This is a genomic window from Lacipirellula limnantheis, assembly GCF_007746075.1.
Classification (GTDB): Bacteria; Planctomycetota; Planctomycetia; order Pirellulales; family Lacipirellulaceae; genus Lacipirellula; species Lacipirellula limnantheis.
In genome coordinates this window covers 3,718,889-3,731,315 of the sequence record NZ_CP036339.1, presented here as the reverse complement: position 1 = coordinate 3,731,315, position 12,427 = coordinate 3,718,889, and the positions used below count along the sequence as shown (strand labels likewise).

Annotated in this window: 11 protein-coding genes; 4 read left to right on the top strand and 7 right to left on the bottom strand. The window is 62.9% G+C overall.

The annotated features are described in order from the left end of the window. Positions 1 to 112: 112 nt before the first annotated feature. Positions 113 to 1,462, bottom strand: coding sequence for a DUF1598 domain-containing protein (locus I41_RS14350; RefSeq protein WP_145433426.1), 1,350 nt, complete (start codon positions 1,460 to 1,462; stop codon positions 113 to 115). Between the two features lie 404 nt (positions 1,463 to 1,866). On the opposite strand from I41_RS14350, the gene I41_RS14345 reads away from it, so the two are divergent. The 3 genes from I41_RS14345 to I41_RS14335 all read left to right on the top strand — a co-directional run bounded on the left by I41_RS14345 (position 1,867) and on the right by I41_RS14335 (position 5,905). Next, entirely contained in the window at positions 1,867 to 3,912 is a 2,046-nt protein-coding gene (locus tag I41_RS14345; protein WP_145433424.1) for a sigma 54-interacting transcriptional regulator, read from the top strand. Positions 3,913 to 3,958: 46 nt separating this feature from the next. After that, on the top strand, positions 3,959 to 4,879 hold the full coding sequence (locus I41_RS14340; protein WP_145433422.1) for a ThuA domain-containing protein: 921 nt from the start codon (positions 3,959 to 3,961) through the stop codon (positions 4,877 to 4,879). A gap of 168 nt (positions 4,880 to 5,047) precedes the next feature. Further along, positions 5,048 to 5,905, top strand: a complete 858-nt coding sequence (locus I41_RS14335) for a transposase (protein WP_145429803.1) — start codon at positions 5,048 to 5,050, stop codon at positions 5,903 to 5,905. A gap of 29 nt (positions 5,906 to 5,934) precedes the next feature. Here I41_RS14335 and ndk read toward each other — a convergent pair whose 3' ends face one another. The 5 genes from ndk to I41_RS14310 all read right to left on the bottom strand — a co-directional run bounded on the left by ndk (position 5,935) and on the right by I41_RS14310 (position 9,788). Continuing rightward, on the bottom strand, positions 5,935 to 6,396 hold the full coding sequence (gene ndk, locus I41_RS14330; RefSeq protein WP_145433420.1) for a nucleoside-diphosphate kinase: 462 nt from the start codon (positions 6,394 to 6,396) through the stop codon (positions 5,935 to 5,937). A 264-nt stretch (positions 6,397 to 6,660) separates the two neighbouring features. Next, on the bottom strand, positions 6,661 to 7,710 hold the full coding sequence (locus I41_RS14325; protein WP_145433418.1) for a hypothetical protein: 1,050 nt from the start codon (positions 7,708 to 7,710) through the stop codon (positions 6,661 to 6,663). 318 nt (positions 7,711 to 8,028) lie between these two features. Continuing rightward, entirely contained in the window at positions 8,029 to 8,538 is a 510-nt protein-coding gene (locus I41_RS14320; RefSeq protein WP_145433417.1) for a hypothetical protein, read from the bottom strand. A gap of 14 nt (positions 8,539 to 8,552) precedes the next feature. Next, complete coding sequence (locus tag I41_RS14315; RefSeq protein ID WP_145433415.1) at positions 8,553 to 9,251, bottom strand: hypothetical protein; 699 nt, start codon at positions 9,249 to 9,251, stop codon at positions 8,553 to 8,555. 114 nt (positions 9,252 to 9,365) lie between these two features. Further along, positions 9,366 to 9,788 (bottom strand): hypothetical protein, encoded by a 423-nt coding sequence (locus I41_RS14310; protein ID WP_145433413.1) that lies wholly within the window; start codon positions 9,786 to 9,788, stop codon positions 9,366 to 9,368. A 123-nt stretch (positions 9,789 to 9,911) separates the two neighbouring features. Here I41_RS14310 and I41_RS14305 point away from each other — a divergent pair, with 123 nt between their 5' ends. Beyond that, complete coding sequence (locus I41_RS14305; RefSeq protein WP_145433412.1) at positions 9,912 to 10,766, top strand: deoxyribonuclease IV; 855 nt, start codon at positions 9,912 to 9,914, stop codon at positions 10,764 to 10,766. A 111-nt stretch (positions 10,767 to 10,877) separates the two neighbouring features. Here the strand turns inward: I41_RS14305 and I41_RS14300 are convergent, their stop codons facing one another. Then, entirely contained in the window at positions 10,878 to 12,191 is a 1,314-nt protein-coding gene (locus I41_RS14300) for a metal ABC transporter permease (RefSeq protein WP_145433410.1), read from the bottom strand. Positions 12,192 to 12,427: the final 236 nt, after the last annotated feature.

Sequence of the window (12,427 nt, the reverse complement as noted above, 5' to 3'; positions counted from 1 at the left end):
GGGGCGATTTCTTGACAGTCAAGCATAAGGGCCTGGAACCATGCTCGGTTCCAGGCCCTTGTTTCGTACTAACTGGCGCGATGAGATACTCGCCAACCCAAGTGTGTGGCGACTACTCCCACCAGATCTCATCAACGTCGGCTGACATCTCGCTCCGCACGTCGCCCACGGCCTCGACCGTCTCGGCCTCGCTGGCAATCTGCCAAGGGAGCATCTCGACGCCGCCCGAGGCGCTGATCACCCAGCCGCCGCGCTGCTTAATGGCGCTCGCCTTGCTGGCGGTCTGCTTCGGGGCCGGGTAGCGTTCGAGCGGTTGCTCGCCCAATAGGCGGGGGAGCTGCAGGCTGGCGATTTCCAGCAGCTGCTCTTTCTCGATGAGGGCGCCAATCACGGCCAGGTCCATGATGTTTCGCAATTCGCCGAACGACGAGTCGCGCTCGGCCAGTTCCGGGTACTTCTGGGTCATCGTCGCGGCCCACTTCTCCGCGGCTGGGTTCTTCGAGACGGCATTGGTCTTCTGGCCGGTCGAATCGACGTAGTCTTCGTTGCTCATGCACTTCACGCCTTGGCCGCGAAGTTCCCAGCCAAGGCCATCGGCGGTGCGGGCCAGCGGCTCGTAGTTCGGGGCGAGCCACCAGCGCGGGAGCAGATTGTTCATCCCGCGTCCCTTAGGATTGACCATGGTCAGGAAGCTTGGCATCCCTTTGACCGGCGCCGGCTCGAAATCCATCGCAATCCGCTTCATCCGGAAGTCGGCGGCGACCATCGTGCGGGCGAAGTGGCTGGTGTCGGCCACGCCCGTGACGCTGATCTGCTGGGGACCAAGGGCCTCTTCGATGCGTGCGAGAGTCTCTTCGCGGTTACCCATTTCGCGGAGGCGATTGGCCACGGCTTGCACGCGGGCCAAGCCTTCTTCCGTCGGGTCGATCGAGCAGGTGATCGGCTCCTGAGCCGAGGTCTTGCCGCTGCGGAGGGCGACCATCAGATCATCGAGCAAGAGTACGGGACGATTGGTCGTCACGCCGACGACGTTGCCGAGGGCGTCGAGCTGCCAGCCTTCGGCAGGTCCGACGAGGACAATGTCCTGCCGCTCAGGGTAGACGAACACGTACTGCACGCGTTGGAGTCCGGCGAGGTACTTAACGTCCTCGGGAACTGGCTTCATCTCGGCTTGGCACTTGCGCAGCGTCGCTTCGATTTGCTTCAGCGAAACGGCGCGACGTTCGGTGAACTCTTGCAGCGGGGCGGGAACATCGAGCTTGGTCTGCTCGCGCAGCTGGGCGAGCTCCTGATCGTCTTGCACGGTCGGGGCTTCCAGGACGCCGTTCGCATCGACGGCGACGCCGCCGACGGCGCGATTTTGGAAAAAGCCGCCTCCTGCCTCGCCGACCGGGCAGTCGCGAAGACTCGACGCGACGAGCCCGCATGCAAGAATTAACAAGCCGTAAGTCGACCGAGTCATCGCAAGCTTCTCCTGATCCGTATCGACCGCCGCTTCGGGCCAAGGGGCGAGAAACCGAAGCGCGGAAGGTGCATAAGTTGGGCGGGGGGCGGATTCGAGGCGAATCGCCGCCAGTTCCGACCGCCGCAAGTCTTTAGCGTAGTTGCTAAGGTGTTGTAGTTCAACAGTTTTCGGCCCCAGTCGGGTTGGGTCGGGACCTGCGGGAGATTCCTCGCCTGAGGAGCGCAGGGCTTCCGCAGATCAGCCGCAATAATCGTCCTAACCCCCTGCTCTGCCAACGCTTTGGTCAACGGGTGTAGCTTGAATCCAGGGCCATCTCCCGCATAAGGTGTAAGAAGTGGCCCGAATTCGCTGCCAGGCCCCAAATCGGCGTGGTTCTCGGCGTCAGTGTACGATAACGATACATGTCCAACGCTTACCTCATCATCCGCGAAGGGTCCAAATGGGCCGATGTCTTCCGCCTCGTCCCGGGCGAGTCGGTGACGATCGGCCGCGGCCCGACCAATGCCGTCGTGGTGAAAGACGAGCGCTGCAGTCGCAATCACGCGGAAGTGTTCCAAGCCAGCGGCGCGTGGAAGCTCCGCGACCTCGATAGCCGTAACGGCACGGTCGTGGCTGGGCAGCGCCTGAGCGGCGACTATGAACTGCAGCCGGGCGATATTATTCAGATTGGGAACTCTCATCTGGCGTTCGTCCACGATCTTGCCCAGGCGTTTCCCGATACGAGCACGCTCCTGAAGTCGTCGAAGGCGGTCGACGGTCCAGCGACGGCCGTCGGGACCGAAGTCAGCGGCGACGACGAGAGCGTGTTTGACGTTTTCGAGCCGACGATGATCACCCACCGCAAGGGACAGAGCCGGTTCCTGGAGGGGGGAGGCGAAGTAGACGACGCGAGCGAGTCGAGTCCCAAAGTCAATCGCGCCACGGCCAAGCTCTGCCGGCTCGCGTTCGAGTTGGCTAAAAGCACCGATGTGTTCTCGCTGGCGAACGTTGCGCTTGCTGGTTTGTTCGAGGGTACGCAGGTCGACGCCGGCGCCATTCTGCTGCGGAGCCGCGACGAATCGGGCGTGCGTCGCAGCGATGAGCTGGAGATCATCGCGCAGCGAAGCGACGGCGCTCACGCCTACCATCGCGTCTCCCCGTTCCTGGCGTCGACCGTGATGCGCGACGGCCAAGCCGTGATGGCCCGCAATGTGATGGACGATAGCCAACTGGGGAACCGAGACAGCCGCGGCGAGATCCTGGCTACGAGCGTGATCTGTGCACCGGTGCGGCTCAACGGCGAACTGTTGGGGCTGGTCCATCTCTACTCGACCAATCCCGACAAGTCGACCGATCCGGAAGACCTTGAATTCACGCTCGCGGTAGCCGACACGGTTGGCGTGGCGCTCGAGAATCTGAACCGCCGGCAGGAGCTTGCCGAGAATCTGAATCAGATGCAGACCGAGTGCGTCCAATTGCGCGAGCAACTGGGCGTGCAGAGCGAGATCGTCGGTTCGAGCGAAGTGATGATGCGCGTCACGCAGCAGATTGCCCGCGCGGCGCCGAGTCGAGCCACCGTGCTGATTCGCGGCGAGAGCGGCGTCGGCAAGGAATTGGTCGCCCGCGCCGTTCACTTCTCCAGCCCGCGAAAGAAGGGGCCGTTCGTTTGCTTGAACGCCGCGGCCCTCTCCGAGACGTTGCTGGAGAGCGAACTGTTTGGCCATGAGAAGGGCGCGTTCACCGGGGCCACCGAGCGAAAGATCGGCAAGTTTGAGCAGGCCCACAAAGGGACGCTCATGCTCGACGAAATCGGCGAGATGAGCCCGTCGATTCAGGCGAAATTCCTCCGCGTGCTCGAAGGCCACCCGTTTGAACGAGTCGGCGGAGCCGAGGCGATCAAAGTGGACGTGCGCTGCATCGCGGCGACTAACCGCGACCTGGAGAAGGACGTTGCCGAGGGGAAGTTCCGGCGCGATCTTTACTTCCGGCTGCACGTGCTCGAGATTCTCGTGCCGGGATTGCGCAAGCGGCCGGAGGATATTCCGGAACTGGCTGCCCACTTCTTGCGGAAGTTCAACGAGGAGACGGGGCGCAAGCTGCGCGGTTACACGCCGCGGGCGATGGAAGAGTTGCTGCGCTACCGCTGGCCGGGCAACGTGCGCGAGATGAAGAACGTCATCGAGCGGGCCGTCGTACTGGCGCGCAACGACTTCATCGATCACGAAGATCTCGTCCTGTCGCGGCTTAATACGGCGGGCGATACCGAGATGGGCATGGAGCGGAGCGAACCGCAAATCGGCTACCAGCCGGTATCGCTGGCGGACGTCGAACGGGCCCACATCATGCGGACCCTGGCCGCGACCGCCTGGAACAAGAGCAAAACGGCGACCATCCTGGGGATCGAACGGTCGACGCTCGACCGAAAAATTCGCCGCTACGGTTTGGAAGCCGACCGCCGCGGCGTATGATGAGCGGCGTCGCATTGCGTCCCTCCTCCTCCCGACGGGTTTCATCATGATCTTGCGCCGTTGGTTTCTTATTGCAGCGTCCGTCGTCGTTGCCGCCGTTGCCACGCGCTCCGCTTGCGCCGCTGAAGCTGCGGGCGCCGACGATGATCGGCCGCACGTCGTCTTCGTCACGGGAGACGACGAATACTCGTCCGAACTCTCGATGCCCATGCTGGCCGCCATCCTCGAACAGCGGTACGGAATAAAGACGACCGTCCTCTACGCCGAGAACGATAAGGGGGAGCGCGACCGTCACGCCAACAACATCCCCGGGCTCGAGGCGCTCCGCGACGCCGATCTGGCGGTCTTCTACATGAGGTTCCGCCAGCTGCCGCAGGAGCAGCTCGATGAAATCATCAACTACGGCAAGTCTGGCAAGCCGATCGTCGGGCTGCGAACCAGCAGCCACGCGTTCAACTACCCCGGTCCGCCGCAAGATCGGTGGAACTCCGAGTTCCCCATGACCTACTTCGGCCACAAGTGGATCTCTCACTACGGCCACGGCAACACGACCGAGGCCTACGTCGTCGAGAGCGAGGCGAAAGCGGACAATCCGATCCTCCGCGGCGTCGCGCCCCAGGAGTGGCTCAACTCGTGGCTCTACGTGGTGAACGACGGGGACGTGAAGCTGCCGGAGGACTGCACGGTCCTCATGGTGGGCGACGCCACCAAGGGAACCGAACCGGGCGGGGAGAAGTTTGGGAACCGCGAACCGATGACGTGGACGCGCGAGCTGCCGACGGGGGACGGCGGCAAGCAGCGCGTCTTCTTCACGACGCTCGGCCATCCGCGGGACTTCCTGAAGGAAGGCCCGCGGCGGCTGCTGGTCAATGCAATTCTGTGGGGATTAGGACGCGAGGATTCGATTCCCGCGGAGGGGACAGACGTCGAGTTCGTCGGCGAGTATGTGCCGCCGGATCCGCACTAGTTACAGCCCCCGGCTCCGCCGGGGGTAGCGCGCCGCTGGGCGTTGCGGCATGGTGAGCGACCCCCTGGCGGACAACATAATGCAATAGCTAGCACGCGTCGCTAGCGGTAAAAAGGCCCGCGTTCCAGGCTGTTCCTAGAGACCTGACACGTTTCTAGGAGGTGAGCCATGGAACGCGAACTCTGGAGCGTACTATACCGTTTGACTCGGCGGTTATGCAGCGATCGTTCGGGACACGTCTATTCGGTCAGTTGGATCGTCGGCGTCTATCTCTGGGCGGTGATCCACGATCGACCGGTGAGTTGGGCGTGTCGGCCGGAGAATTGGCCGTCGTCATGGCAGGTGCGGCTGCCGAGCCAATCGACGGCGAGCCGTCGTCTCCGCACGGCGGCGGCCGTGGAACTGATCGAGCGGTTGAGGAAGCGTTGCTGGCAGGGCCCGCACCCGCCGGAGGTGAGCTTCCTCGACGGTAAGCCGTTGCCGGTAGGAGGCTTCAGCAAGGATCCCGACGCCACGCGCGGGCATGGCGTCGGCGGCCCGGCCCGCGGCTACAAGCTGCACGCCGTCTGGACGATCGATGCGCTCGTGGCGTGCGAAATCCAGCCGCTCAACGTGAGCGAACAGACGGTCGCCCGGCGACTCTTGCCGCAAGTCGGCGGAGGCTGCGTCCTGGCCGACGGCAACTACGACAGCAACCCGCTGCACGAGATCGCCGCACGGTCGGGCGTGACGTTGATCGCTCCGCAGCGTCGCGCGGGACGAGCGCTGGGCCACCGCCGCCACAGCATCGGCCGCTTGCAGTCGATCGAACTGCTGACGACCGCCGATGGCCAAGCACTCTTCAAGCAGCGGACGTACATCGAGCAACGCTTCGCTCAACTCACCAATTTCGGCGGCGGGCTCGGACCACTCCCCAACTGGGTGAGGCGACTGCCGCGCGTCACCCTCTGGGTGAACGCCAAACTCTGCATCCAGGCCGCTAGAAACCACTTGCGACGAGGAAACGATCTGATGGCGTTTGCATAATGTTGCGGAGCCAGGGGCTGCCATGGCGGCTACTTCTCGTCGCCGGCGCGCATCCACTTGGTGATCGTCGGCTCGTACGCGCAGAGCTCTTCCGGTTTGAAGTAGAGCGCGATTTCGCGGGCGGCCGCTTCGGGGCCGTCGGAGCCATGGACGAGGTTCATCTGGCGGCTCGAGCTATAGTCGCCGCGGATCGTGCCGGGAGCGGCGTTCAGACCGTTGGTCGCGCCGAGCATGTCGCGGACGACCTTGATCGCTTCGAGCCCTTCGAGGACCGCCGCCAATACAGGGCCGCCGGTGATGAAACCTTCCAGCGTCGGGTACCAGCCCTTCTGCACGTGCTCGGCGTAGTGCTGCTTCGCCAGTTCGGGAGTGATCACCAGCATCTTGGCGGCGATCACGTTGAGCCCCTTCTCTTCGAATCGCGTGATGATGCGGCCCATCAGGCGGCGCTGGACACAATCGGGCTTGAGCAGAATGAAGGTGCGTTCCATGAGTCGTGACTGGCGAATCGGTGAGTAGTGACTGGGAAATGGCGGGGAGCGATCGTCGACGATCGTCCGCCAGCCGGCGAGGAAACAACGGATTGTAAGGGAATCGATAGGGGTGCTCAACCGCACAGCCGTGGGGCTTTCACCGTGGCGGCCCATACCGTGCGTGGGTGGAGGCGGCGAAGGGGTCGGGGGCCTTTTGCCGCTGGGGGCGCTCTACTGGAAACAATCTCTCCAGCGGCAACAGGCCCCCGACCCCGTTGAGCGTTACGCCGCGCGGCGGCGTTGGGCCTGGGCGCGCTTTCTGGCGGCTTTGGCCTTCTTTTCGGCGGCGCGCGCTTTCTGTCGCTCTTGGCGGCGGGCGCCTGGCTTTGGCGGTTGCTGGACCGCTGCCGTGGATGGAAAGAACACGCAGGGTCGTTGTTCGGCGTCGTCGAAGGCGCGTCTGAATTCCAGGTGGCTCTGCCGCTGCTCGCGCTCGTGCGCTTGTTGCGTGAGGACCGCCTCTCCCTCTTCAAAGGAGACGTAGAGCGGATCGACGGGCGGCGTGTCGCAGGCGACAGGTGTCGCCTCGCGCGTTTTGGGCGACAGTTCGGCGGGGCTCTGTTCGGTCAGCAGCCGTTTCAACTCGGCGACCGCCGCGCGTCGGGCCACTTCCTGAGCTTGACGCTCCGCAGCTTCGACCCGACCGACTGGCGACCGCAGGGCGACGTCGCTGGGCGGGGTTGTCGGGCTGGAAGGCCGGAGTGCGTCGCCGCAGTCGGGAAGGATCCGGACGTTCGCTTCCCGCTGGTTGCAAGGCTGGACGTCGGCGAGCGGCGTTTCCAACGGCAGCCGCGGGAACTTGGGCGTCCCCCACTTCCCCATCGTCGGGAAGCAGTGGCGGAACGCCTCGTCGATCGCCGCTTGAACGTGCTTGTAGAGAACTTCGTGAAACTCGGCCGGCACGGCTTCGAGCGCCATTTCCTGGACGAAGCGGAGCGCGGTCGCCACCTTCTTCGCGCTGGTCGCGTTGACCGGCTTGCGGGCGTATTCCTCGGGGTTCCGCCGTTCCAAGAGCCAAGCGGCGGCCCGCCAGTGGGTACGGGCGGCCTGCTCCATGAGCTGCAGCGGATCGGGCGTCTTCTGCAATGCCAAGAGGACTTCATGGTCAAAGTCTTCGTCCCGTTTCCGCTCCCGCTGGACGGTGCGAATCGAGACGCCGATCGCTTCGGACGCCTCTTCGAGCGTGTGGCTCTCGGCGAGCAGCTCGCAGAGCTTGGCGCGACGCTCGGGCGTCATGACGCGGCTGCTGCCGTGCGTGTAGTACGGTTGCATGTTGGCCTCCCCCTCTTGATTTGTGAAGACAAGATTTCACGCAAAGGCGCGAAGGCGCGAAGGCACAAAGAAGAATCGTTCCCCGTATTCCTTTGCGTCTTCGCGCCCTTGCGTGCGATTTTTTCTAATTAGCCGATGCGCATGAACAGAAGTTCACGTTAGCGGATTGGGTGGCCCATTTTCAACGCAAAAGTTGGGGGAAACTTTTCGCGAGATTCTGGCGAGAATTTAGGGCGACGCGGCCAATTTTCGAGGAGGGGTTCGCCGATTTGGGAAGGCGCTCCGGCGGGTCGTTGACCCGCGGCTACTTTGGGCACGCTATCGGATCGATGCCATGCCTATGCCGAGGATGATGGCGATTAACGTGGTGGCGACGAGCGCGCCGCGGAGCGTGAAGCGGTATGGGCGCTGCATCCAGAGGAGCGTGCCGGCCGCGGCGGTGAGGAGGGAGAGGAACCAGAAAGGGACGGCGAGGAGATGACCGCGCCTCCACGATTTGTACGCGAAACCGAACTTGACTTCACGTTTCCACCACCAGTCGTCGTCGACCTCCGTTGAAAAATAATTGACGCCGGCACTCAGGCGGTCGACCGGATTGAGGTAAGCAGGGTTAACGTTGATGGAAACGATTCCGAGCGAAGTATTCGCTGAAACATATCGATAGGCGGGGTATTGCTGGACTCCAATTTTGACGGATTGACCCGCGGCGTAACAGATATTGGCGCCGTCGTGCCAGCGGTAACTGCGGATCCAGAGGACGACGGCGAGCGCACACAAGGCGAAGCAGGCGATGGCTGAGAGGCGGCGGAAGTAGCGGCCATTTAACATGCCTTAACTGTCCGTTACAGGATCGTGCGGCGGCATATCGCAAGAAGAGTGGCGCTGGCGGCAAGCATCAGCGCGGCGGCCGCGGGCTCGGGGATGACGGTGACCCTTAACGAGAACTCGTGGCGTCGATGGGGCGGAGTGTTTCCCGAGATCCACTCGCCCGTGACAGCTGCGATACTTTTGAAATAGTAGTAGGCGTAGGGCTCGCTCGCGGGCGGGTTGGCCAACCACCACACGTATGGCGTCGTGCCGATCGACGTCGATCTGCTAACAACCCAATACTTGCTTCCGGCTTTCAGAGTTGGCCCTGCTTGCACATCGAAGCTTGCAATGGCGCCAACCGTGATCGGCACATTGTTAATATAATTCTGAGACCAAAATACTTGCGAGCCCGGCTTATTACTGTCGTCTGGGACCAAGCTAATCGAGAGGTAATCGACATTGTTCGGATCGCTTCCTTGGCTTGGAAAATTGAACGTCATCCCAGATTCGATTTTCGCCAATCGCCCACCGAATTTGGCGGTAAAGCGTTGTGCAAGCATTGTTTCTTCAGAACCTCCTTCCGCACTGCCTTGCCACGTCCCCGCCGGCTGATAGATCGGGTTTGATCCGAAGTTGTTGAACGTAACGACATCGGCGCAGCAGGGACCACCGCAAACGACAACCAATAGTGTGGCGGCGGGAGAGATGAATCTCAGCATGGTCGAAGTCATTAGCATGCGCCAAAAGAGGATCTGGAGGAGAATGCGACCGCAGCCAACAGTGTATCAGCAAGTCGGTTTTGGGGAATGCAGCATAAGGGCCGACACGCCCGGCCCACTTTTGGCTTATTGCACATTCTCATTCTCAAGCACGCGCGTGCCGGGTAGGACGGGGTCTTCAACGTCGCGGCGGATCTCGGCTTCGGGGAAGAGGCGAGTGAGGCGGGCCTCTGCTTGCCGCCACTGCGCGTCGTCGTAGCCGTGGACGATGAGGAGCGGGTGGCCTGGTTCGCCGAAGAGGCCGAGGAGCCAGGGGGGATCCGCTGCGACGCCGGCGGAGTCGAGGATGGGGACGGCGGTGACGTGGCCGCTGGCGATGGCGGCGCGACGCTGGTTGATCCAGTGGAGGTGGATCCACATCCCGATGCAGAGCAGCGTCGTGACGATGAGGAGGGCGCGGAGCGTGAAGCGCGGACGCCAGGAGACGCCGCGGAACCAGGCGCCGAGGCGGTACGCGGGCGAACGCGTGAGTTGAGACGTGGCGTTCATTGCTCGCCCCCTGCTAGCCCTTGGGTCGACGCCGATAGTCAAGCCGACGATAGCAGTCTAGGCTATGGTGCGCGAAAATCGCAACGGCGACGGCGTTCTTCCCTGCATCCAAGAGATCGATCGATGGCAATTCTCGGCGCTCACATGTCGATGGCCGGCGGCTACTACAAAGCGGTCGAGGCGGCCAAGCGCGTGGGGTGCGACTGCGTCCAGTTGTTTACCAAGAACAACAACCAGTGGGCGGGGAAGCCGATTACGGCGGAGGAGGCGGAGCGGTTTCGGGAGTCGCTCGTAAATCTGGGCCTCAGGCATCCGATTGCCCACAACTCTTATTTGATCAATTTGGCGAGTCCGGACGACGCGCTGTGGAAGAAGTCGATCGACGCGATGGTGGTCGAGGTGCAGCGGGCGGAACTGCTGGGGATTCCTTACATCGTGGCGCATCCGGGGGCGTATACGACCAGCAGTGAGGCGTTGGGGCTAGCGCGGATTGTGGCGGGGCTCGATGAGGTGCATCGGCAGACTGAGGGAGCGGGGGCGCAGATGTTGCTCGAGACGACTTCGGGGCAAGGGTCGTGTCTGGGGTGCAAGTTCGAGCAGCTGGCGGCGATTCTGGAGGGCGTGACGGATCCCGATCGGTTGGGGGTGTGCGTCGATACGTGTCACATCTTCTCGGCGGGCTACGCGATGGAGAAGGAGGCCGAGTACAAGGCGACGATGAAGGCCCTCGATAAGACGGTCGGGGTGAAGCTCGTGCGGGCGTTTCATGTGAACGACAGCAAGGCGAAGTTCGGATCGGGCGTTGACCGGCACGAGCACATCGGCCGTGGGCAGATGGGGCTGGCGCCGTTTCGGCATTTGATGAACGACCGGCGGTTTAAGAAGACTCCGATGTATCTTGAAACGCCGAAGGGGGAGGAGAAGGGGCGGGATTTGGATGAGATTAATTTGGCGACCCTTAGAGGGTTGATCGAGTAACAAAGCTTCCCGCGCCCACTCTCCTCTTGGCGCCTTCGCGCCTTTGCGTGAAATCTCGAATGCGATTTGTCTCACGCAAAGGCGCGAAGGCGCAAAGAAGACAATTTGAGACTACTCCGGGATCTCGCGGCCGTGGGGGTCGGTGGCCGTGGCGTCGAGTTCTTGTTGGAGTTGTTCGCGGATATCGTCGCCGATGAAGTGTTCGATGCGGTGAGCTGGTTCGTGGACGTGGTCGAGCGGCAGACCGAGGTTTTTGACGAGGTACGTTTCCCAGAGTCGGTGGGAGCGGACGAGTTGGCGGGCGGCTTCGCGGCCGGCGGGGGTGAGGTCGAGGCGGTCGCCGCTGCGGGCGATGCGGCCGTCGCGGAGGAGGTTGCTGAGGCTGAGCCGGGCGAGCCAGCCGCCGCCGACGGCTGCTTGGGCTTCGGCGGCGGCGAGTCGGCGCGGGCTGCCAAGTTCTTCAACGCGGTAGAGCATCGCGAGCAGGTCTTCGCGAACGACGCGGAGCGAGACGCCGAGGTTGCGGGCCAGCGCGCTGACGACGCCGTGTTGCGGGGCGAAGAGGACGGCGAGGCCGAACAGGCCGGCGGCGGCGACGGTGATCATGCCGGCAATGTTCGTATCGAACACCGTGCTGAGGATGTAGCCGAGGATGGCGGCGGCGATCGCGACCAGCAGCGAGATGAACATCATGGAGGCGAGTCGATCAGCAAGCAAGTGAGCGGTCGCCGGCGGGATGATCAGCATCGCGACGACGAGGATCGAGCCGACGGCTTCGAACGAGGCGACGGCGGTGACGGCGACGAGCGCCATCAGCAGGTAGTGGAGGAGCGTCGCCGAGAAACCCATCGTCGTCGCGAGGGCGGGGTCGAACGCGCTGAGCTTCAATTCTTTCCATAGGGCGGAGACGACCGCGACGTTGAGCAAGAATACGCCGCCGGTGATGGCGAAGGCCCGCGGCACTTCACGGCCAAGGAGTTCCACGGTGTAAAGGGGGGTGTAGTCGAGTGTTCCCTGATAGACGCACGCCATATCAAAGTGAACGCCGGGAGGAATCCCTTTCTTGATGAGGACGACGCCGAGGGCGAAGAGGCCGGTGAAGACGACGCCCATGCTGGCGTCGCTGGGGACGCGGGCGTATTGGTGGAGCGTTTGGATGAGGAACGTCGAGAGGAGGCCGGCGGCGACGGCGCCGATCATCAGCGGGCCGATGTCGTAGGCGCCGGAGAAGATGAATGCGACCGCGAGTCCTGGGAGGACGGCGTGCGAAAGGGCATCGCCCATCAGGCTCATGCGGCGGAGGACGAGGTAGCAGCCCACCAGCGCGCAGGCGCAGTTGGTGGCGCAAGCGGTGAGGACGATCCAGAGACCGTTGGGGTTCCAGAGATCGGAGAAGGTGGTGGCGATGGCGAGGGCGTGGGGCATAGCGGTCGAAACTGCAGGGATCGAAGATTAACCGCCAAGGACGCCAAGTGCGCCAAGGAAATTCGGGGACGGGTTAACCACGACGACACGACGGGCACGACGAAGAACTAAACGGGGAAATTTGGAACCGCGGATGAACGCAGATAAACGCCGATGAAAACTATCTGCGCTTAACTGCGTCCATCGGCGGTTCCTTATTTTGATCATTCTCTTCTTTCCGTCGTGTTCGTTGTGAC